This window comes from Photobacterium kishitanii (assembly GCF_003026355.1).
Lineage (GTDB): Bacteria > Pseudomonadota > Gammaproteobacteria > Enterobacterales > Vibrionaceae > Photobacterium > Photobacterium kishitanii.
On sequence record NZ_PYON01000025.1, the window covers coordinates 1 to 23,310 of the forward strand.

The window sequence follows — 23,310 nt, forward strand, 5'->3', positions numbered from 1 at the left end:
ATAATAAATTTTTATGTACTAACAATTATTACAATAACTAAATAATAAGATATAGATCACATTAATAAGAATATATTTCTTTGTTAACATCAATATATACTTAGTCTTTAAGTGAGTTAGCTATCATGCTAACTCACCTAAGACCTTTATCTGCTATACATATTCTTTTTTCTAAAAACCTCTTAGATTAAAATTACAATAAGTCATACTTCTTTATTGATCTATCGTTATATTCAATCCTACCATTACACTGAAGCTAGTTATCGTATATTACTAAGTCGCGGGCTTAGTAATTAAGTGTGGTGGTGATGATACGTTCGTAGACTTAAACATTTTGAAATGAAAGAAATTTAAATAACCTCTATCAGCGATTGTGGGTGCCACTAAGCAACAAACGTTATGTTCAACTTAACTAAAGCGAGTATATCTAAAACTCGATCAGACTTCTTATTCAAATAGGATACTTAGCTAGATAGTACCAACCATTGAACTCTTTGATGGTTGATTGTCCTTAGTTATGTAAAAAATCCATCTTGTAAGTTGGTAATTCTTTCTGAGAAAAGAATGGCTTTATACATTTTGTATAAAAGAATTGTTTGCTACAAAGCGGTTCAATAATGATAAGCGGTTTGATTTATTTTTAACTATTTATTTTCTTACATTAATTCGATTCAGATCACCGTAGTAAAGTTTTCGTGATGTTTTTTCAAATGTCCTGCAATGAGTTTTCTCATGCAGTTCTGTTTAATGTGATCCATATATATAGAAAATATGATTCTATTACTCATATTGATGAGTATCATAGAGTTAGCATATTTTTAGGATGATGTTGATGGAATGGATTTAATCTCGTTTTACGATAAAGCCTTGTCGGATGTAGCGACCTCACCTATCGGCCGAAATATGCTATTGTCTCTTCTTGCTCATTTAAATACCGAGATCGTTGATGAGCACAGATTTGATGATGGTGCAGATTATGTGCAAGAGTGTGGTTTAAATGACAAGCAGTGTGAAGCGGTAGCCTATGGGGTACATCACGTTATCTAGCGTGTATTCAAGGCCCACCTGGAACGGGAATAACCAAGGTTATAAGTTTAATTGCTCGTAGAAGCGGGTGAGCGCGTACCTATTATCAAGGTATGTTCTTTTTTAGGGGAAGAGATTCCCCTATATTTTTATCTGGATGTAGGATATTGATATGGAGTTAGTTTAAGATCTCGAGCTATTTTAATCAAATAATAAAAATAAATCATTTAAATATAAGAAAGAAATTAAATGGTTTATTTTAAGTTTGATCGCCTTGGTAAATGGCTACGCGACAGTATTAATGTATGCACAAGGTAAAATTGCCTTTGCATTATTAACACTGGTATTGACAGCATTAGCGGTTTATATTTTTGGTAGCAGTAAAACCTATGCCCAACGTTATATCTATCCAGGTATTACTGGGATGATCATTTTCATTGTTTTCCCTCTTTTATATACGGTAAGTTTAGCTTTTACTAACTATAGTGCGACAAATCAATTAACGTTAGAGCGCACGCAGTCAATATTAGAGCAGCGTACATTCCAGGCTGGAAAAAGTTATAACTTTGAGTTGTATAAAGCTGGTGGCGGCTATCAAATTATTATCGATGATGATGGTAAATTGTTATCTACAGGATTAATTGATTTTAATAATAAATCGGTAAAATTAAAACCAGTAGCAGAGGCTTTTGGTAATACAAAGCCGATAAAAAATTATAATGAATCACATCCTGTTGCTATTAAATTAGAAGCGATTGTTCAAGCTTTTGGTAAAAAATTACCCATCAAAGATATTGTTAAAAACCGAAGTCAAATTTCAAGTCTAATCTTGGAATTACCTGATGGTAATGAAATTCGAATGAGTGGCTTACGAAAATTTGCTGCTGATTATCCTTTATTTACAATGCAATCTGATAACGTCACATTATTAAATAATCAAACAGATCAGTTATATAAGCCGAATATGGATACGGGCTTTTACCAACCTGTTGATAGTAAGGGTGAATTTGTTGGTGAACATATTTCTCCTGGGTTTGTTGTTGATGTAGGTATAGATAACTTTAAACGTGTTATTGAAGATGATGGTATCAAAGAACCATTTGTCGGTATCTTTATCTGGACGGTTGTTTTTGCCTTTTTAGCAGTAGCATTAACACTGATTGTTGGTATGGTGTTAGCGTGTATTGTGCAGTGGGAACCATTAAAAGGTAGTTGCTTATACCGTATTTTATTAATATTACCTTATGCCGTACCATCGTTTATTTCGATTCTTATATTCAAAGGTTTATTTAACCAAATTTTTGGTGAGATAAACATGCTATTAAGTTCAATATTTGGAATTAAGCCAGCATGGTTTTCAGATCCTGTATTGTCACGATTAATGGTTGTTATCGTGAATACATGGCTAGGTTTTCCTTATATGATGATCTTATGTATGGGATTATTAAAATCAATACCTGATGATTTATATGAGGCATCAGCGATTGATGGTGCAAGCCCATTCCAGAATTTTATAAAAATTACTGTACCATTAATGATTAAACCATTAACACCATTATTAATTGCATCATTTGCTTTTAACTTTAATAACTTTGTAATGATTCAGTTATTGACTGGTGGTGGTCCTAATATGGTGAATACATCAGAGCCTGCTGGTTATACCGATTTATTAGTAAGTTACACCTATCGTATTGCCTTTGAGGGCGGTGGTGGTCAAGACTTTGGCTTAGCAGGTGCAATAGCTACGATTATTTTCGTGATGGTGGCAGGTATGGCGTTACTTAATTTGAAATTTACTAAGTTGTCACAAGACTAAGGAGTCGGTCATGGCGATGGTACAATCTAAGTCATTAAAATATCGGTTATGGGCAACACACTTAGTGTTGTGGTTGTTTCTCGTGATCACAATATTTCCTTTATTAATGATTATTGCAATATCGTTCCGTGAGGGTAATTTTTCAGGAGGGGAGTTAATTCCAAGTAATCCAACATTAGATCATTGGAAACTCGCACTAGGTATTACAGTAGAACATGCTGATGGTTCAATAACACCACCATTTCCAGTATTATTGTGGTTGTGGAATACCATCAAAATCGCGACGATCACCTCTATATTGATTGTAGCGATGTCAACGACCAGTGCCTATGCGTTTGCTCGATTACGTTTTGCGGGTAAAGAAAATATCTTAAAAGGGATGATGATTTTTCAAATGTTCCCTGCAGTATTGGCGTTGGTGGCATTGTACGCATTGTTTGATCGATTAGGACAATATATTCCATTCCTTGGTTTAAATACTCATGGTGGATTGATATTTGCGTACTTAGGCGGTATTGCGTTGCATGTTTGGACGATTAAAGGTTATTTTGAAACAATCGATCATTCATTAGAAGAGGCTGCAGCTTTAGATGGAGCAACACCATGGCAGGCATTTAGATTGGTTCTATTACCTTTATCTGTGCCTATTTTAGCGGTAGTCTTTATCTTATCGTTTATTAGTGTTGTAACAGAAGTTCCTGTGGCATCAACACTGTTATCTGATGTTAATAATTACACGCTAGCCGTTGGGATGCAGCAATACTTGTACCCTCAAAATTATTTATGGGGTGACTTTGCGGCAGTGTTATCTGCTTTACCTATTACGATAGTCTTTTTACTTGCTCAGAAATTTTTGGTTGGTGGTTTAACTTCTGGTGGGGTAAAAGGATAAAAATACGAAATTATTAATAAAAGGGCTCTCTCATAGAGCTCTTTTTATTTTAAATTGATTTTAATATTTGGTTATTATTTTCCATTTAAATATCCATAATTACTCTGTGCAGCTTTTTTAATATATGTACTCCACCAGCCCATAATCTCTTTACGCTGCTCTAAATAATCCGAGCGGTTGTAACTTGCCCTTACTTCATTTTGATCTGCATGTGATAAACACGCTTCAATAAGCAAACTATCAAATCCTTGTTCGTGAAGTGCGATAGAAGCGACTGAGCGCAGCCCATGAGCGACTAATTCATCTTTTAACCCTAGGCTACGCTTAATAGCGGCATTCGCTGTAAATAGGCTTACATGACTATTCGTGTCACGCTCACCAGGGAAGACATAATCGTACAGCTCACTCTGCGGACGTATCTGATCTAAGATCTCGATCGCTTGTGGTGTTAACGGTATACGGTGCGCTTTTCGACGCTTCATATTTTCAGCTGGAATCGTCCATACTCGATTTTCTAAGTCAATATCAGCCCAACGAGTTGTTGCTGCTTCTTTGGGCCTAGTCATAGTATGCAATTGCCACAGAATGAGTAATTTAGTTTTAATTTGGATTCTTGCGCATGCATTTAGGCGCTCTAAAAAGTCAGGCAGTTGCTCTGGCCGTATTGTTGGCATGTGTAATACGGTATTTTTGCGAAATACTTTAATGATCTTAGCCAGTGGGTTGGCATGAATTAAACCGTGGTTAACCGCAAAATCCATTATCTGATTAACACTCTGGCATATTCTTTTAACGGTTGAATATTTACCATCTTTTTCTAATGGTCGTAATACCGCAATAGTACCAACAGCATTAATTGCAGTGATTGGTGTTTTGCCAATATGGGGGAAGATATATTTATCTAATGTACGCCATTCACGGTAAGCGTGTTCGGGCGTGATGTTGTCCTTTTTGCGCTCAAACCATAATTCAGCGATAGTTAAAAAGGTATCTGCTTGTTGTTTGCGAGCTTCTAGCTTTTTGGTTTGCTCAAATGACTTTGGGTTTATGTGTTGTGCTAATAGCTCACGATACTCAACCGCTTTTGTGCGTGCATTTGCTAGTGATAGATCAGGATAAGTACCTAGCGTGAGTTTCTGTGTTTTATTTGTTACAGGGTCATTATATTTAAACTGCCATGATTTAGTGCCAGCAGGGCGTACACGAAGCTGTAATCCATTACCATCTGATAGGGTAAATTCCTTGCCTGTTGCTGCTATAGTTTTCACTTTTCTATCAGTAAGACGTGTCACTTGACGAGCCATATTCGTAACCTCAAAACTAGACTTCGCCAGTATATATTAGTTTCGATTTATGGGGTACATCATGGGGTACTAAAAGTGTTGGCTTGGGGTATTATTTAGTGGATTTCAGTGGACGATAAACTATACTTAACTTGTTGATTGATAGTGTTAAATGTGGTTTTTATTAAACATCAATGGACGTGGTATTTTTAGTCCCTGGAACCACTGAATTGTTTGACTACTCATTTGATTTTTATACTCTTTATTTTTCTAGTTAACCTATGGAGTACAACCAGAGGCACTAAAATTTACTGTAAACGATAGCAGTGGGCATCATTTTCTATCCACACTGGTAATGCTGCTATCGGTTACATACAAATACTTATCACTGAGTTTACCATAACTGCTAGGGGATGCTTGCCCGTTAATGTATTTAGACGTGACAGCACCGTAAGCATGGTCAGTAATTGTTCGGTAGCTATTGTCAGTAGTTAATGCTCAGGTGCTATTGTTCAGTCGCAGCTAAGGCTTGTTGCCAGATATTAACTAAGCTTTGATCAAATAAGTAAAAGCTAATATCGAGTTGTTTAAATGCAGTCTCACTACAGACGTTAATTGCAACGGTGGCTGCTTATGCTGGTGGATAACGATAAATGCCACATGAGATAGCAGGGAAGGCAATAGACTGGCATTGACGGCTAATAGCCAGTTGCAGTGAATGTCGATAATTGCCTTCCATAATGTTTATTGTCGCTCAATACGGTGTTTTTTCGAGAGACTTTAATGATTATTGTTAATGTGTTGGTATGTATTAAACTGAGGTCAACCGCAAAATCCATAATTTGATTAACTCTTTGATATATTCTTTTTAACGGTTGAATCTTTATTATCTTTTTCTAATGTGTGCTATTCACTGTGGATATGTAGAAGAGTATCAATTGTGCAATGATTTATTATTAATTAGCAGAGATACTGCTTTGAATTATATAGTATTCAATACCTATTTGAGTAGCTTACCTTTTACATTATTAAACATTGATAATAGCCGTTGGTGGTCGAGGAGGTGTTGTTGAATAAATTGTCGACATACAATGACTCGTTTAGTGTAATCCTCGGGTAGAAGGAGGTTTAGCTCGTGTGCAATAGTTTGAGCGTGTTTGATCTCTTGTGCCGATGGCGGTGTTAACGCTTCCGGAATAGCTTTTATAATAGAGGTTTCTAATGCTTCAGAAAATCCTCGCCATGTAGTTAGGTCAATACGAGTTTCATCCGTTAACGATAATAAAGCCTGTTGTTGTTCTGAGACGGTAAAGTGATAAGTAATTTTTCCAAGTTTAAATTCAATGATATTCATAATAGAGTCATGTTAATAATACTGTTATTTATAGTAAATATATGCTGAAAGAGAAGAGAAAATAGATAGCTAATTTCTTATAATAATTCATCGTTTAAGCTTTATTTAAGTATTCAATTAATGCCTTAGCAAAGACATAAACGATAAAAGCCCGCACTGTCGGAACAGTACGGGCAATAGTTATACTTAGAATTACGCTTCTAGCGGCGCACGCCAGTCATCAGCACCTGAAGTACCTGAAACAGTGTGATCCCAATTAATTTTGCGGTAAGCCATAGAGATTTCAATCAGTTGAGTAAAATCAGCTTTGGTTGAGTCTTGGCAATGTGGCATTTGATTATCAATATTAACAATCGTTGCGTCTGTTAACGTTGTTGTGAAGTAGTGCTCTTGCTTACCTTCAACAGAAGTGCGGTACCACTTAAGTTCAACGGTTGGTAGCATTTCACCCGATGCTAATGAGTTGTACATTAGCGGAACCGCTTTGTTCAATGCCACAGTAAATTTAAAAGGCTTATGGACACGTTGGCCAGCAGGTTGACCTGACTGTGGGTCAGTTGGCACTGTTACGACATGCTTAAATTCTTGCACTAGCATTTGGTCTTCATGACCTTCAACGTAAATGTTACCCACAGAATCGGCAGTGAATGCGCCTGCAGTGATATTGCCCTGAGTTTGGCCTTGGATAGAGATATAACAAGGAGTTGGCATTGTAATGTCCTTTATATTTTAAAGTTAGGATGTGTGCGTACACATAGCAGGATGCATGCCAATAATAATAATATTTTAAGTTACTGTTTTTAAATGTAATTTAATGATATTAATTTATAGGGAAACTGATGTAGGCGAGTTGTTGCTTATATCGGGCAAAATATTGCTCAGTGGGCCACTTATTGCTCATACTGAGCGATATATTGCTTAAAAGAACTCTTTTGTATAAGTACTCCATTAATATCAATGAGTTATGTGATTACCACTTGGCTCAATAATTGCATAAATATAGTTTATTGTGGACGGTAACGGAATAATGTATGCCTTCCGCGCAGTTTTTTGATCTATTTTTACGGGGAGTAATAACCATTGAGTACGATGGGATTTTATCAGAGTCGGCAATTTAAGTTTGTGGATGATGAAAGCAAACTTAGAAATTCTACAAGATATCAATTAATTAGAGATGAGATCAATCGTCTTAACAATCCATCTTATGGAAAAATTGATTGGGATAAAATCAAGATGTTGTGTGAGGATCTTGCTCGAACTGACGGGTTAAACTTTCTGACAACACTCTATTATACGACTGCATTGGTCAAAGAACAGGGGGTGAGTGGGCTTGCAAATGGGCTTGAACTTCAACTTGCTGCGTTAATGCATCTCTATGAAAATAAAGATGTTAACCTAGTTAAATGTGCAGATCTCTATCGCTGGATGATTGCCAGAATAGGTGATGAGTTACGTCGATTAGAGCCTAAAGAATCACAGCTTAAGGATCTTTACCGTTGTGAACGTTGCTGTAAAGAAATTTATGAACTATTTTTAGACGTACATCCTCAACATGTTCCTGATTTAGAAGCCATTAGTTATGTGATTTTTGAACATGTCGATTATCTTGAAGGTAAGTTAAAGCTAATAGAGGCAGATAAACAAAATCATATTAATGAGCAACAAGATATCCCGCCTAAATTACCTCTGCGTAATAAACATCGCATACGCTTGTCTTGGGTGTTTTGCTTAGGTTTGTTATTAGGATTATCAGTTTTTGCTGTTAAAGACTATTTGAGATCCACAACAAATTCATTGCTAAAGCGAGTTACGGCAGAGAAGTTAGAAGCTCAAGTACTTACTTCAGAGCAAATTGCTCAATTGCAGCATCAATATTCTCCCTCTGTATTCACCGATAATAAGGCGATTATTATTCCTTTATATTTGCGTCAAGTGAATGATGAAATTAATGCATTATTTGGTAAGAATATAGCTCAAGCATTTTCTTTGATGGATACCGTTAAGCAACTGTATCCTAATGATGCACAAATAGAACAACATCAGCAGTATATTGCAGATATTCGAGAGCGATTTGAGACACAATATCGGCGCTTTAAAACAGCTAGAACCAATATTGCAAATTTACAACAAACGATGAATCAAAGTCGAAGCAATAAGTTGGCTTCACTTTCAGAAGAAATTAACGACTATGCAATTGGTTTATCACCTGTTTATGGAAGAATCAGTTATATTGAGCAACAAATAGTTAATAAGAATCAGTCAGAAGTACAAAAAGAGCTTCAACAACTTGATAGTGAAATAAAAGGGTTAAAATTAAAATTTTCACAATTAACAGATCAAAGTAAAAATATTTAAATGCTATTAGCGTTGTTTAATGAATGGATACGAATAGGGAAGGTTGGGTTAAGTGATGTATAGAAAATATCTAAGCATATTAATAAGTGGATGTGTATTAACAGCATGCACTGGAGAGACAACTGCTTCAGTAACCAGTAAAACGATACCAGCTGAAAAAATCACTCAAATAGAAGCGAAAGTAAAAAAGCTTTACCCTGATGCAGATACCAAACTTCAACATCAAATCGTGGATGTTGCTGTTGAATCACTTGAAAGTATGGTGTTTATCAAAGGTGGAGCCTTCATGATGGGGGCATTTAAAGCCCCTTGTAACCCCATTTCTACGGATAGAATGGATTGGTCGCCAGATGCTAAGTGTAATACGACTATTTCCAATTTTAAAACTGGCTCTAACTTTATACATAAAGTGACCTTAAGTGACTATTCATTAGCTAATCATGAAACGACCTATCACGGTTTTGATGCATTTAAAAGAGCGCATAATCTGCCAGTTGTTCATGCTGAAGATAGGAGGAAATATGACTTTCCTGATAAAAAGTTTAAAAATAGAGCAACACCGACTAAAACATGGCAAGAGGCAAAAGATTACTGTTTATGGCTGGGTAAATTAACGGGTTTTCCGATTGACTTACCCACAGAAGCGCAATGGGAATATGCAGCAAGAAATCGTGGAAAGCATCTATATTATGCTACCAATAACGGCTATCTCCAACCCAAAAATGGTAGGCATCTAGTTGATGGTAGGTATGTCGATTACACAAAAGATGAATGGAATATTGGGGACATAAACGATAGGTATAAGGTCAAATTGTATCCACCCAATCCGCTCGGTTTATATGACATGTCTGGAAATACACAAGAATGGGTCAATGATTGGTATAGCAAAGATTATTATCAACAATCCTCAGAACTCGATCCTCAAGGCCCATCAACAGGATCTAAAAAGGTCATGAGAGGTTGGGACTTAACTACTTACAGAACAGGTGAAGATATAGTTCAAGATGAATATTACTCATCAATTGGTTTCCGTTGCGCGGTGCAGCAAACGACACCAGTAAAGTAGTATGCATTTAGTATCGGCAATAATAACCTTTAGCTATTATTGCCGGCAACGTTGTATTACGGTTTTAAATTATTACGTTTGATTTTTAGGTGTGGACTGGAGGGAGTAAATGGGAATTTTTTTGGAACCATCCCCATATTTTCTAAATAATTTACACTCGCTAACTGAGCAATCCATTGATTAAATTCTTTTTGTTGGTCGCCATCTAAGATATAGTTTATTCGCTTTAGGTTTTTCACAAGCGCATCATCTGAACTTTGTTTTTTACCTTCGACATTCATGTGGGCTAACACTTCAACAAACTTACGCCAAGAGCGAACAGCGCCTGCTAATAACATATAAATTGCTTTTTCCTGTTTCTCTTCACGGTTGAAAACATACGTATGCACCAAAGTATTGAGCATCATTCCCACCGTTTCAGGAGGAAGAACTCTTAAACTAACGCCACTCAATACGTTTCGATCTAAAATTCGCTTTGTTAAACGTTTGGCTTCATCTGAAATGAATAAATCTTCGTTAATATGATCTATGCGGTACAACCACCAAGTATCAATTTTTCTAGTACCAATTTCTATTGCGTCTTTTATTGGTTTGAAATCTTTTTCTGTAAATGCACTAAAAGCGGCTCGAAATAAATAGGTATAAGCCTCTTCATTTATATTATCCATAATACGGTAGCCAATAGTATCAATCGCTTCCCAAATAATTTTTGCCAATTCAAATAACTGTGAAAAGTCAATCGAGGTGCCAAAACCGCCGGAAGCTCCGGGGCCCCATACTAAGCGCGCACAACAATGGATTTCTAAGCTACCTCTATCTAATCGAATCTGAAAATCAACCCCAGCACCAAGTCCAAACGCCACATTGCCTTCAGCTTTAATTTCAATTAGAGCGGAAAAATCAGTAGTCCCCGTCTTTTGAGGGGTTAGCCACTCTACCTTTCCGCTTAATTGCCCGCCAGCTTGAGCACCAGCAAACCCTTCAGCACTTACACCTACTTGCCCAGAAGGTTTTACTCCCATCGTAGGGTGAGGTGAGAAAATAACGCCAGTTCCCGCACTTTTCTCAGCCTGATTACTGATCATAGCTTTTCCATTAACCATTGCGGTCACTAAACAACTTAATGTTAATGTTGCGCTACATCTAAAGTGACCTAGAGGGTATAAGGCAGGTTTTCTGTCAGCATCAGTATAAGTAATAAGTGCGGAGTAACCTTTTTCATGTGGGAAGTAACTATTAAATGTAACCGCACCTTCTGCTAATGAAGCGGAAGACTCAGCTGCAAAGCCGAGATCAAATTTAGCTTGTTTAAGATTAAAATCGCCTTTCACACTGGCTTGTGCTGCAAATCTTAGTAATTGCGCTTCCGCACTGACGGCATAAACCGTTTCGCCGTTGGCATCTTTAAATTCTTTATTTGCTTTCCATTCTTTGAGCTTATAACCAGGGACTTGCCAGCCTATTATTTTACCTTCGAATTGGCCGTCAATAGTGTTCTTAATACCATCTGTCATGCCATTTGTAATATCTGATGATATTGCCTTACCCATTTCTTTCCAATTGCCGCTAGAGACAGCTTGATTCAAGTGGGTATGGTTTTCTGAATGACGCCAAAAAGGTTTTTCTCGTGTCATAAAATCTTGGCGTATGTAAACCAATTTATTTTGTGAAACGATAAAGATCTCAATAATCCCAGTTTTTTTATTCGTTAGCGCCACACTTTTTGACGAGAAGTTTTTTTGATTAATACCTTGTTTTACAGAGGATTCATCAGTACTAGCCACTGCTTTTATATAGTATTCTTGACGCTTCAGTTCTGTATTGATCTCTGAGATTAAAGCATCAACGAGTGTTTTCTCTGTTGGTTCAAAAGTAAAAACCTTATTAAGGAATTTTTTCCTTTCTTCTAGTTCAATTATTTTTGCTTGTGCCATGTTCCTATTAATATCACTGCGCTTGATGCCAATTGTATTTACAAAAGGATCATCTTCAGGCGTTGGTTGTGCTTCAGTTTGTGTATTAACAGGCAGAGCTCCTGAAGAAATAGCCATGTCATACCATTTTTGTCGCATGGCTTTATGCTTAGCAACAGCGGCATAATCTTGATTTGCATTGTTTTCAGGCGCTTTTTGCAATATTTGCTCATATCCATCAATCAGTTGTTGAGTATATGAAATCTCTTCTTCAAGTAATTCTTGAGCATGTTTATCTAACAACAAGTATTCTTTCGTTTTATCTCCTGTTTTGAATACAACATCGCACACTTCTATTCCTTTGCAGGTAGGTCTTGCAATGGCACACCCACCTTCTGTTGGTCGATTCATATTTACAGGTTCAACAGGCTTTAGTTCTATTGAGCTTGGTTTTTCCTGATTTGGTAAGGTAATACTATCGTTGATGTTTATTAGATCTGGATTGGGTTGGTATTGGGGATTTAACTCCAACAGCTCAACAAGGCTAATCTTGTTTTTGATCGCAATACCTAACAAAGTGTCATTTGGCTTAACGGTGTATATGTTTGTCATAAGAAAATAATACCTGTTAGGATGCTAGAAATTTATTAATACTATCAATCTGTTGATCGCTGATAACCCACTGAAACTGAGAGCGTAACTTCCCTTCATGATGCTGAGGAGGAGAGAAGTGCTTCCAGCCTTTATCCCACCAAATTAAGTTATCGATACCGGAAAAAATGTTTATTTTTTCTTCTTTGTTTAATACCGTAATTAATGCATTAAGAACACGAGGTTCGTAGAAACGAAATAAAGATTTGCCATAAGAAGTATTCGCGGTTAGACGACCTCTAATTTGTTGAAGCAATTCATTCATAATCAACGATGATGTTAAAAAACAACCGATGGGTGAGTGCATTGATTTGTCATATATCAATTGATAAAAATCAGGATTTATATCACTTAATTGAAGAAGGATTGGCCCATCAGCAATAGATTGAAATGGTGATTCTTCAAAAATTTTCTCAAATATAGGATTATCTATTGCGTAGGTATAGCACCACTTAAAGATATCAGGGCATAGTAGTGGTTCAATAATTGCGTATTGATAATGATTCAGTTCTATTGGTGTGAATGAATTTAGGTCCATTACTTTGGAGAATGAATCGGACATGTACCACCTCCACATGTACATAACTCTACAAATAAAGCTCCGCTTTGAAGTACTGCGGAGTAATTAATTAAAGAAGCAGGAACTAACGCCACTGCCGCTTCAACCGCGCCTGGTAATAATGGCGAAACACCCGCATAGCCAGAACCATTTCCAGCACTGCCGCCTGAATTGAGATTAATTGCAGCACCTGATATCGATACACCTGAAGCATCTATTTTGACAAAGCTACCGCCTGCTTTAAGGGTTAATTCCGCGCCAGCTTCAATGACAATTTTGCTGCCTGCTTTAAGATGCACTTCATTACCCGCATCGAGCAGTAAGGCTTTACCTTGTTTCATGTGTAAGCTGCCATCAACAGCCAGCGTATAGTTGCCTTTGGTGTGTTGGCGACTTTCACCCTCAACAGTTAAATGATCATTAGCTTTAATATGACTAAAACGTTCATTTGCTACATCTAGGTGTAAATTGTGTTTAATGTTATCGGTACGGTCATTTTCAACTAATACGTTGACATCCTTTTGGGCATGAACATAGATTTCTTCTTTACCTGCTTGGTCTTCAAAACGTAGTTCGTTATAGCCATCGCCTTGGTGAGTTTCTGTTCTTAATACCGTACGGGTTTTATGGGCGGGTAATTCATAAGGGGGTTGGTTCGTCGCATTATAGGTACGACCGGTAATAATAGGCTGATCGGGATCGCCTTCTAAAAAACTAACAATGACTTCATGACCAACACGGGGAAGGGCAACTATACCATATTGACTGCCTGCCCAACCTTGAGAGACTCGTACCCAACAGCTTGCTTTGTCATCACTGTTACTGTAACGATCCCAAGGGAATTGAATTTTGACGCGACCAAACGCATCACAATAAATCTCTTCCCCTTCAGGGCCGACAACGTTGGCGATTTGTGGACCATCCACCCGCGGCTTTACGTTAAATGGCGGGCGCCAAGGACGATGCGCAGGGATGACAATAAACTCATTATTATAAGTCGTTGCTCCTTCACCGCCTGCTTCTTCTAACGCTTGGGGTTGAGTACCCATGTGCGTGACGGCAATGATCAACCAATCACGATTACAGGTGTCATCATCATGATCTTGCAGGGTAAATTTCACCCCTGGAAGAATAGTGGGCACATTACTTTTTGCATTAGCCGTCTGGGCATCGCGTCGTAATGATTCAATCCGAAATTGCACAAAGGGTTTGCCGCTTTCATCGTCTTTATAACGACCTGGGTAATCAAAATGCTCATACGTGGCTTGTTGATAATCTGCTTCTTTAGCTGCTGATGTTTGCAAAAAACTATAAGCCGGCTTTTTAAAACTGTAATCTTTTAGTTGAGCAGATGATGAGTAAATTTGGGTGTTACGCGCAAAAGTTCGAATAAAAGGTACGCTACTACTACCACCACTACGACTGTTGTAAGCAAGAGGCTCAGCTAAACTTGCCGCCTGTTGGGTATCGTCAGTAAAGATGAGGGTGTTTTTATTGCTATTATGATTGAAGTAATAAAGTATTCCTTCTTCAGCGGCGATTCTATCGATAAAGGCTAAATCACTTTCACGATACTGTACGCAATATTCACGTTGTGTACATTGGCGGCTGATCGCAAAACCATAGTCATTAATGCCCATTTCTTGCAGCAAGATAGAGATAATCTCAGGCACCGTTTGTGTTTGGAAGATACGGCTATTTTGACGCAAGGCTAACCGTGCCAAAGGTGGCACAAATTCAACTTGATAAATTGTATGGCTATGTCCCGTATCACCTTGAACAAACTGACGCACGATACCATGCCATTGCTGCTGTAATGTGCCCTGTTGCCAAACCGTTAGTGTAGCATTGCGATCAATGGTTTCGGTAGGGGACAAACTTGGGTTGCGGCTGGCCAAATTGACTGTAAACGAAAAAGGTAAAGACAAGGTATCGTTGCCTTTAAACTCAGTCACAGCAAACGTTGATGCATCAAGCCCTTCAACGGTAAAGGTAAATTGTAATCCTGTCTGTTGTGCCATGATATTACCTCAATTAAATCTCTGCTAAAGCGATCAATTAATGCCTTAGCAAAGACATAAACGATAAAAGCCCGCACTGTCGGAACAGTACGGGCAATAGTTATACTTAGAATTACGCTTCTAGCGGCGCACGCCAGTCATCAGCACCTGAAGTACCTGAAACCGTGTGATCCCAATTAATTTTGCGGTAAGCCATAGAGATTTCAATCAGTTGAGTAAAATCAGCTTTGGTTGAGTCTTGGCAATGTGGCATTTGATTATCAATATTAACAATCGTTGCGTCTGTTAACGTTGTTGTGAAGTAGTGCTCTTGCTTACCTTCAACAGAAGTGCGGTACCACTTAAGTTCAACGGTTGGTAGCATTTCACCTGATGCTAATGAGTTGTACATTAGCGGAACCGCTTTGTTCAATGCCACAGTAAATTTAAAAGGCTTATGAACACGTTGGCCAGCAGGTTGACCTGACTGTGGGTCAGTTGGCACTGTTATGACATGCTTAAATTCTTGCACTAGCATTTGGTCTTCATGACCTTCAACGTAAATGTTACCCACAGAATCGGCAGTGAATGCACCCGCAGTGATATTGCCCTGAGTTTGGCCTTGGATAGAAATATAACAAGGAGTTGGCATGGTAATGTCCTTAATACTGAATTAAAAATGAGTTTGAATATTTGGTTGTTACGATTAGCATTATCTGTGCCAACTTTATTTTATTTATAACCAATTGTTTTTAAATGATTAAGTTTGAGTGGTGATAGGTTTTTATTAAGTTGAGCAAATTATTACTTAAGATCAGGCAATAACTTGCTCGCCAGGCAACTTATTGCTCGTTGTAAATGTATTGAATATTGTCAAGTTGTAGAAAATTATTGATAGTGCTGCTTTTGGAAATTTATACCCGATGATAACGGTATATAATTTACCCATTAATATAAACGTTATTGCCTATATTGATGCCACTTCCCATATTGGTAGGTTTTGTTGTGTTAGTACTGAGACTGACAATATGCAAGCTTGGCTTAAGAAAACAGATCCCGCATCCCGTATTCACAAGGTCACCTGCACGTGCAAAGTTTACCCCATTAACATTGGCAGCTCGTGGTGATTGAGCCACGATTGGACCTTGGCCACTGCAATTTTTGCTACCACATGGACAGGTTGCAATATCGCCAACTAATGCGACAGGTTGTCCATTAATCATGACATTTGAGTGGCCTGATACCACAGTACCTTTTGTTGATGTTGGACAGCCGAGTGTGATGACATCATTCATTTATTATTGCTCCAGAGTAATAAATCTAATTAGCGTAGCACGTTAAAAATTGGGGCAATAATTTGCCTATTAAACGAATGTGCTTTTTAGATGCTGCAACTTGTAATTCCTTGTGGGTATAAAGTCTTATTTGTATATAAATTTCATTTTTGCGGCATTGCATCCAAAATCGTTATATTTTTTTATTTAATCTTTTAAAATCAATGGGTTGAGTTTTTGTGATTAAGCGGTAATCTTAAGGCGGTAAGCTTATAGGGAATTTTACTTAACAGTATGTAAAATAATGATATTTTTTTTGAATGCATTTTTATGCCGTGTTTTTTGTATTCGTCTTTTTAATGTATTTGTCAAAATTCATACTTGAATGATTATGCCATTAGATGTTTAATCCGCCCCAATCCTTATGCAACTTAAGGCTCTTGTCATGCAATTTCAAATGACTAAGTTTGATTTAAAAAACAAATATAACAGGGATAAGATATGTCGAAAGAAGGCAGCGTAGCACCAAAAGAACGTATTAATATTAAATATGTTCCTCATAGTGGTGATGTGCAATCGGAAGTTGAATTACCATTAAAAACGCTAGTTCTTGGTGAATTCAAAGGCCATGCTGAAGATACCGCGATTGAAGATCGTAAAGCTGTTTCAATTGATAAAAATAATTTCGAATCAGTCATGCGTGAAAGTAATTTAATGCTGACGACATCAGTTAAAAATAAATTATCTGATGATGATTCTGATTTATCTATTTCGCTTTCTATTAAAGGATTAGATGATTTTTCTCCTGATGCAATAAGTCAGCAAGTCCCTGAACTAAAAAAACTAATTGAGTTAAGAGAAGCGTTGGTTGCATTAAAAGGTCCACTTGGAAATATTCCAGCATTTCGCTCTCGTCTTCAAGAACTTATTGAGTCTCAAGAGTCTCGTGAAAAGTTGTTAAGTGAGCTGCAATTGGTTAGTGGCGAAGCAGAAAAATAATCATTTCTGTAGGTGAAATTCTTTTAAAGGACCAATAAATGTCTGTACAAAAAGCTGTTGAATCGTCAAGTGCAACCCAAGGTAGTTTACTTGATGAAATTATGCTTCAAACTCGTATGGTACCGAGTGATGATGGCTACGATATTGCAAAAAAAGGTGTTGCTGCTTTTATAGAAAATCTATTAGGTAGCGAGCATGGTGTAGATCAAGTTAATAAAGCACTTGTTGATCAAATGCTCGTTGAGCTTGATAGTAAAATCAGTGATCAAATGGATGAGATTCTGCATAACGATTCAGTTCAGGCAATTGAATCAGCATGGCGTGGCGTCAAGATGCTAGTTGATCGCACTGATTTCCGTGAAAACAATAAGATCGAATTGTTAAATGTAACTAAAGAAGAATTATTAGACGATTTTGAGTTTGCGCCAGAAACTGCTCAATCTGGTTTATATAAGCATGTATATTCTTCTGGTTATGGTCAATTTGGTGGTGAACCTGTTGGTGCGATCATTGGTAACTATGCTTTTACTCCATCATCGCCAGATATGAAATTATTGCAGTATGTCGGTGCTGTTGGTGCAATGGCTCATGCCCCTTTTATTTCAGGTGTTGCACCTGAGTTCTTTGGTATCGAATCTTTTGAAGAGTTACCAAATATTAAAGACTTAAAAGCAACATTTGATAGCCCTCGTTATATTAAATGGCGCCAATTGCGCGAGTCTGATGATGCTCGTTATCTAGCTCTAACTGCCCCTCGTTTCTTGCTACGTACACCGTATGATCCTAATGAGAATCCAGTAAAAACATTTAACTACCGTGAAAATGTTAGTGATTCCCATGATAATTATTTATGGGGTAATACATCATTTGCATTAGCTTCACGCTTAACAGATAGCTTTGCACGGTATCGTTGGTGTCCAAATATTATTGGTCCTCAAAGTGGTGGTGCAGTTGAAGATCTTCCTGTGCACTTATTTGAATCTTTGGGTGAATTGCAAGCTAAGATCCCAACAGAGGTTTTGATCACGGATCGTAAAGAGTTTGAACTAGCGGAAGAAGGCTTTATTGCCTTAACTATGCGTAAGGGTAGTGATAATGCTGCATTTTTCTCTGCTAATTCGATTCAAAAACCAAAGGTGTTCCCTAATACAAAAGAGGGACGCGAAGCAGAAATGAACTTTAAGTTAGGTACTCAACTACCTTATATGATGATCATTAACCGCTTAGCACATTATGTGAAAGTGTTGCAACGTGAGCAAATTGGTTCTTGGAAAGAGCGTCAAGATCTTGAACGTGAATTGAATGCTTGGATTAAGCAGTTTGTTGCTGATCAAGAAAATCCGCCAGCAGATGTTCGTAGTCGTCGTCCATTACGTGCTGCAAAAATTGAAGTACTCGATGTTGAAGGCGATCCAGGTTGGTATCAAGTTGCGTTATCTGTACGCCCTCACTTTAAATATATGGGTGCAAATTTTGAGTTATCGCTAGTTGGTCGTTTAGATCAGGCATAATTTAATGTCCTATATTGAGCTAGCAGATAGGGCTTATGGTGTCAGTCTCTTTGAACGATTAGAGACTGATTCACCTCAGATAACAATGACGACAGCTCCTGATACGAAGCAAATATTGGACTCAATTAAACGAAATGTGGCGCAATTGCTTAATAGCCGACTTGGTGAAGCAATGAGTGCGCCACAATTAGGTTTGATTGATTTTAATGATGCAACATTGGGAACTCACGATTTGGCTTTACAGATTAAATTAGCCATTCGGCGCTGTCTTGAGTGCTATGAGCCGCGATTAAAACAGATTGATATTCGATATATGCCAGATGATGGAAGTCCGTTAAATATTTTTTTTCATATAACAGCATGCATCAATTCTAGTGCACTGCATGAATCAGTACGTATTGATTTGCTATTGGATAACAGTCGTAAATACCGAGTAATTTGACTTTGTCACAAGAAAAATACTTTAGAGATGAACTGGCTTTTTTAAAAGAGCAAGGGGCTGCTTTTACAGAAGTTCACCCACAGCTATCCCGTTTTTTGCAAGGGCGAAATACAGATCCTGATGTTGAACGATTATTAGAAGGATTTGCTTTTTTAACTGCTCGTTTACGGGAAAAGGTCGAGGATGAATTTCCGGAGTTAACGCACTCTATCATTAATATGTTATGGCCTAATTATTTACGCCCGGTGCCAAGCTTTAGTATTGTTCAGTTTTCGCCAATCGAAAAAGCGATAAGTGTTCGTCAAATAATTAAAGCAAATACTGATGTTGATAGTGAAGCCGTGCTTGATACTGTGTGCCGATTTAAAACTTGTCGGGATATAGATATTTATCCATTAAAACTTACTAATGTGACTACAATACATAGCCGTGAATCGTCGATTATTGATTTACAGTTGGATGTGTTAGGTGAGCAAGGTTTAGCTGATATTAATCTGAAGACATTACAGTTTTTTCTTGGTGGTCAGCATTACAGTGCACAGATGCTTTATTTATGGCTGAATCATTATTTATCACATATTGAATTGATTTGTGATGATAAGCAGTTCTCTATTCCAGCATCACACTTTAGAAGTCGTGGTTTTGATAGTGCTGATGCTGTGATGCCATATCCAAAGAATGTGTATGAAGGTTATCGAATTTTACAAGAATACTTAACTTTTCCAGATGTGTTTTTATTTGGTGATGTGGAAAATCTTGATCGTTTCATTACACCGGATATGGGACAAGTGTTTCATCTTCGATTTGTATTTTCAAAGACATTGCCAGCGGATGTTCGCATTCGTGAGGAATGTTTTAAATTGTTTTGCACGCCCGTTATTAATTTATTTTCTCATGATGCTGATCCTATCGATCTCACTGGAAAGCGTTCTGAATATAAGATCATGCCATCAAGTCGTTTTCCAACACATTTTGAGATATTCAGTATTGACCATGTCCAAGGCAGACAAGAGGCAGACGAATCGCGTGCACGAGGGCAAAAACGGGTTTATACCGCTTTTGAAAGTTTCCAGCATGAAATTGAGCGTTCACGTCATCGTTTAGCTCTTTATTATCGTGCCAGAGTTAAAGATAGCATGCGTAATGATGGCTTTGATCATTATATTTCGTTTGTACGTGGTGATGAGACTCAAGCTATCGGCTTTAGTGAAGCTATCTCATTACAACTCACTTGTACTAACCGGCAGTTACCATTGGAATTAGGTTTAGGTGATATTTGTGTTCCGACCAATAGTTCACCATCGTTTGCGACCTTTTCTAATATTACGGAGCCGACGCAACCATTAAGACCTACTTTAGATGGTAGTTTATTGTGGACGTTAATTTCTAATTTATCGCTTAATTATCTTTCATTATTATCGAAAGATGCATTGTATACAGTGTTACGAGCATATGACTTTAGAGCACTTGTTGATCGACAGGCTGAGCGTGTTGCAAAACAGCGTCTTGATGGAATTGTAAAAATAACCTCTAAACCAGTAGAGAGAATTATTAAAGGATTACCAGTTAGGGGCTTACAGTCTAAGTTAGAACTTAATCAAGCAGCTTTCAGTTCTGAAGGTGACTTGTATTTATTTGGTAGTGTATTGAGCCGATTTTTCTCCCTGTATGCCAGCATAAATTCATTTCATGAGCTTATTGTGATTAATAGTGTGAATCAGGAACAGTATTCATGGGGAACGCAAGTGGGTCTACAGCCTTTGATTTAACACTTGATAATATTCATTTTACATCAGAAAAAGTGAATATATTACAACAACAAGTGCGATCCTATGACTTTTATCAATTGGTTGAGTTATTACAACGTTTAGCTGATCAAGATCCAGATAGTGAAGGTTGGGAAGCAAATTGTCGTTTATTGTTTAAAGCAAATCCGAGTTTAGGATTTGCAGCGAGTGATATTTCAAAATTAGAGTTATTAGAGCAAGGTGGTTTTTGTCTTGAAACAACTTTTTTTGGGTTAAATGGCGCGCAATCTCCTTTACCTGGATTTTTACTTGAACAAATAGCCACTGAGAGTGAAACCGGTGTGCGTCGTCATTTCCTCGATTTTTTTAATAATCGATTATTGGCGCTGGTTTATCGCATTTGGCGTAAATACCGTTATTACATTCGTTTTCAAGAAAATGCCAGTGACAGCTTTTCATCACAACTATTTGCTTTTGTTGGCCTCGCAGATGATGAACTTCGTGGTGAAACGGATATTAACTGGGGAAAAATGCTGTCTTATGCCGGTACATTAGCGGGTAGAAGTCGCTCCCCTCAAGTGGTTGCGGGGATTATTGCGCACTGCTTTGATTTAGAGAGTGTTTCTATTCGGCAGTGGGAAGAGCGTAGTGTTGTTATCCCTGCTCATCAGCGTATGTGTCTTGGCATGGCAAACAGTGAGTTAGGTGAAAGTACGATTATTGGTTCAAAAGTACGAGATTGTACGGGTAAATTTGTTATTGAAATTAAAGGGCTGATTCAAACTCGATTTAACGATTTTTTGCCTTCAGGTAAAGAATATAAACCGTTTTGTAAATTAGTCGAATTCATTCTTCGTGAACAGATGGCGTTTGATTTAGAGTTAGAGCTCAAAGAAAACGAAGTACCATTATTAAAATTAGGAAAAGACTCAACACTGTCGTTAGGGTGGTCTTCCTTTTTAGGTCAAGTCGATAAAGATCGTAAAGTTTGTATCCAAGTTCGACAGTAAAGGATAAACGTATGGCTGAACAAAAACTTCTGAAACTGAAAATTACTAATACGCAGTCTTTAGAACCAGGTTTATCTGCAACAAAAGAATTTATTGCTACTGGTGGAACAATTGGTTCAAGTTTATCAAGTGATTGGTATCTTAAAGATCGCCAAGGCGAGCTGGAGTCGACTCATTGTCGTATCTCGTTAATTGATGGGTGTTTTTGTATAACAGATGTTTCTAATCAGACTTATATCAATGACGCTAAGATGCCTATTGGTTGGGATAAGCATGCGCGTTTAAATGAAAATGATGTTATTTCCCTTGGCCCTTATCTGATTCGTGTTTCTATCGATAATTCGTTTAGCGATAAGGATCAAGATATAGAGCATATGTTATCTGACTCAGAACATCTTGATTTATTTGGTGAAGAGCTAGATTTAACGGTTGAAGAGAAAGAGTTTGCTATTGATGATCCTCTAACGGCACTCGATGCATTAAAACATCATCTAGATACTGAATCATTAATGTCTGTACCGACGCTACAACATTCGCAGTTAGATACGCAATCATTAATCAATACTCAACATCAGTGGTTTGGTCATGAAAGAACAATACAGGCAGATACCGACAGTGATCCAACTTCAGCTATTTCGTTGAGTGGTTTTAAATATCAATCGAATCCAAGTGAGGATTCAAAGTTACTCACCGCAGCAACATATATCAACAAGGATAAGATAATGGACGATAAAACGTTGGATTTGCTTGAAGAAGAAATGAGCCGAGAGTTTTCTTACTCAAATAATCAATCTGCTGTAATTAATGACGAAAATCATTTATTAACAGGTCCATTATTTCGTGGATTAGGTGTACGGACTAGTAATAGTGAAAACCTTGCTGAAATGCAAATGCTTTCTGAAGAAATGGGAGCATCACTGCAAGCTGCAGTGAAAGGACTTATTGAACTTCATCAGCAAGTGAATACTAGCCGTTATGGTGTGATGAATAAAAATTTACAACCGATTGAAGATAACCCATTGCGATTAGGGTTAAGTTATGACGAAACAGTGCAAGTAATGTTTGATAACCAGCGTAGCGTAGTACATTTATCAGCCCCTGCAGCGATTGAAGAAAGTTTACGCACAGTTAAAGATCATAACGAAGCTGTACATATTGCGATTAATGATGCCCTCAATCAGATCATACAAGCCTTTTCACCTGAAGTATTGATGCGTCGTTTTTTACGTTACCGTCGTCCTGGGCAAGTTATGAGCCAGTCACCTGAATCATGGGCTTGGGAAATGTATCAGAGTTATCACAAAGAGTTAACATCAAATCGTCAACACGGTTTTGAGAAGTTATTTTGGGAAATTTTCGATCAATCTTATGACAAGAACTTGCGAGAGAAACAGCTGGAGGTATAAATGTG

General features: G+C 37.5%; 20 protein-coding genes. 11 read left to right on the forward strand and 9 right to left on the reverse strand.

Annotation, left to right across the window (positions count from 1 at the left end; all coding sequences use genetic code 11):
- Window positions 1-837 precede the first annotated feature (837 nt).
- The 3 genes from C0W29_RS19360 to malG all read left to right on the forward strand — a co-directional run bounded on the left by C0W29_RS19360 (window position 838) and on the right by malG (window position 3,734).
- The gene (locus C0W29_RS19360) at window positions 838-1,047 is read left to right on the forward strand and encodes a hypothetical protein (protein WP_045045276.1); all 210 of its coding nucleotides are present in this window, start codon (window positions 838-840) and stop codon (window positions 1,045-1,047) included.
- Between the two features lie 223 nt (window positions 1,048-1,270).
- Window positions 1,271-2,842, forward strand: a complete 1,572-nt coding sequence (gene malF / locus C0W29_RS19365; protein WP_045045277.1) for a maltose ABC transporter permease MalF — start codon at window positions 1,271-1,273, stop codon at window positions 2,840-2,842.
- Between the two features lie 10 nt (window positions 2,843-2,852).
- Window positions 2,853-3,734 (forward strand): maltose ABC transporter permease MalG, encoded by an 882-nt coding sequence (gene malG / locus C0W29_RS19370; protein ID WP_045045278.1) that lies wholly within the window; start codon window positions 2,853-2,855, stop codon window positions 3,732-3,734.
- 74 nt (window positions 3,735-3,808) lie between these two features.
- Here the strand turns inward: malG and C0W29_RS19375 are convergent, their stop codons facing one another.
- From C0W29_RS19375 to C0W29_RS19390, 4 genes are all read right to left on the reverse strand, one after another.
- Window positions 3,809-5,038 carry an integrase arm-type DNA-binding domain-containing protein gene (locus C0W29_RS19375; RefSeq protein ID WP_045045279.1) on the reverse strand — a complete coding sequence of 410 codons (1,230 nt, stop codon included), beginning with the start codon at window positions 5,036-5,038 and terminating at the stop codon, window positions 3,809-3,811.
- Between the two features lie 610 nt (window positions 5,039-5,648).
- On the reverse strand, window positions 5,649-5,756 hold the full coding sequence (locus C0W29_RS19380; RefSeq protein WP_080895417.1) for a macro domain-containing protein: 108 nt from the start codon (window positions 5,754-5,756) through the stop codon (window positions 5,649-5,651).
- A gap of 261 nt (window positions 5,757-6,017) precedes the next feature.
- Complete coding sequence (locus tag C0W29_RS19385; RefSeq protein ID WP_036789747.1) at window positions 6,018-6,371, reverse strand: hypothetical protein; 354 nt, start codon at window positions 6,369-6,371, stop codon at window positions 6,018-6,020.
- Window positions 6,372-6,563: 192 nt separating this feature from the next.
- A complete protein-coding gene (locus C0W29_RS19390; protein ID WP_065191671.1) occupies window positions 6,564-7,082 on the reverse strand; it encodes an Hcp family type VI secretion system effector in 519 nt (172 codons plus the stop codon).
- Window positions 7,083-7,460: 378 nt separating this feature from the next.
- On the opposite strand from C0W29_RS19390, the gene C0W29_RS19395 reads away from it, so the two are divergent.
- A complete protein-coding gene (locus C0W29_RS19395; RefSeq protein ID WP_045045868.1) occupies window positions 7,461-8,726 on the forward strand; it encodes a type VI secretion system ImpA family N-terminal domain-containing protein in 1,266 nt (421 codons plus the stop codon).
- A 55-nt stretch (window positions 8,727-8,781) separates the two neighbouring features.
- The gene (locus tag C0W29_RS19400) at window positions 8,782-9,792 is read left to right on the forward strand and encodes a formylglycine-generating enzyme family protein (protein WP_045045869.1); all 1,011 of its coding nucleotides are present in this window, start codon (window positions 8,782-8,784) and stop codon (window positions 9,790-9,792) included.
- 56 nt (window positions 9,793-9,848) lie between these two features.
- On the opposite strand, the gene C0W29_RS19405 is transcribed toward C0W29_RS19400, so the two are convergent.
- The 5 genes from C0W29_RS19405 to C0W29_RS19425 all read right to left on the reverse strand — a co-directional run bounded on the left by C0W29_RS19405 (window position 9,849) and on the right by C0W29_RS19425 (window position 16,210).
- On the reverse strand, window positions 9,849-12,317 hold the full coding sequence (locus tag C0W29_RS19405) for a LysM peptidoglycan-binding domain-containing protein (protein WP_045045870.1): 2,469 nt from the start codon (window positions 12,315-12,317) through the stop codon (window positions 9,849-9,851).
- A 16-nt stretch (window positions 12,318-12,333) separates the two neighbouring features.
- Complete coding sequence (locus C0W29_RS19410) at window positions 12,334-12,918, reverse strand: DUF4123 domain-containing protein (protein ID WP_158260035.1); 585 nt, start codon at window positions 12,916-12,918, stop codon at window positions 12,334-12,336.
- A complete protein-coding gene (locus C0W29_RS19415; protein ID WP_045045872.1) occupies window positions 12,894-14,936 on the reverse strand; it encodes a type VI secretion system Vgr family protein in 2,043 nt (680 codons plus the stop codon). The genes C0W29_RS19410 and C0W29_RS19415 overlap by 25 nt, the downstream gene beginning before the upstream one ends.
- A gap of 112 nt (window positions 14,937-15,048) precedes the next feature.
- Window positions 15,049-15,567 (reverse strand): Hcp family type VI secretion system effector, encoded by a 519-nt coding sequence (locus tag C0W29_RS19420; RefSeq protein WP_107174047.1) that lies wholly within the window; start codon window positions 15,565-15,567, stop codon window positions 15,049-15,051.
- Window positions 15,568-15,856: 289 nt separating this feature from the next.
- On the reverse strand, window positions 15,857-16,210 hold the full coding sequence (locus C0W29_RS19425; protein ID WP_045044603.1) for a PAAR domain-containing protein: 354 nt from the start codon (window positions 16,208-16,210) through the stop codon (window positions 15,857-15,859).
- Window positions 16,211-16,690: 480 nt separating this feature from the next.
- On the opposite strand from C0W29_RS19425, the gene tssB reads away from it, so the two are divergent.
- The 6 genes from tssB to tagH are packed head-to-tail and all read left to right on the forward strand — an operon-like array spanning window position 16,691 to window position 23,305.
- Window positions 16,691-17,188 carry a type VI secretion system contractile sheath small subunit gene (gene tssB, locus C0W29_RS19430; protein WP_045044604.1) on the forward strand — a complete coding sequence of 166 codons (498 nt, stop codon included), beginning with the start codon at window positions 16,691-16,693 and terminating at the stop codon, window positions 17,186-17,188.
- Between the two features lie 38 nt (window positions 17,189-17,226).
- Window positions 17,227-18,699: a type VI secretion system contractile sheath large subunit gene (gene tssC / locus C0W29_RS19435; protein WP_045044605.1), complete on the forward strand. Its 1,473-nt coding sequence runs from the start codon at window positions 17,227-17,229 to the stop codon at window positions 18,697-18,699.
- Window positions 18,700-18,703: 4 nt separating this feature from the next.
- The gene (gene tssE, locus C0W29_RS19440) at window positions 18,704-19,141 is read left to right on the forward strand and encodes a type VI secretion system baseplate subunit TssE (protein WP_045044606.1); all 438 of its coding nucleotides are present in this window, start codon (window positions 18,704-18,706) and stop codon (window positions 19,139-19,141) included.
- Window positions 19,142-19,143: 2 nt separating this feature from the next.
- Window positions 19,144-20,910 carry a type VI secretion system baseplate subunit TssF gene (gene tssF, locus C0W29_RS19445; protein WP_045044607.1) on the forward strand — a complete coding sequence of 589 codons (1,767 nt, stop codon included), beginning with the start codon at window positions 19,144-19,146 and terminating at the stop codon, window positions 20,908-20,910.
- Entirely contained in the window at window positions 20,874-21,899 is a 1,026-nt protein-coding gene (tssG, locus tag C0W29_RS19450; RefSeq protein WP_045044608.1) for a type VI secretion system baseplate subunit TssG, read from the forward strand. Before tssF ends, tssG begins: the two co-directional genes overlap by 37 nt.
- 11 nt (window positions 21,900-21,910) lie before the next feature.
- Window positions 21,911-23,305 carry a type VI secretion system-associated FHA domain protein TagH gene (tagH, locus tag C0W29_RS19455; RefSeq protein ID WP_045044609.1) on the forward strand — a complete coding sequence of 465 codons (1,395 nt, stop codon included), beginning with the start codon at window positions 21,911-21,913 and terminating at the stop codon, window positions 23,303-23,305.
- The last annotated feature ends 5 nt before the right edge of the window (window positions 23,306-23,310 follow it).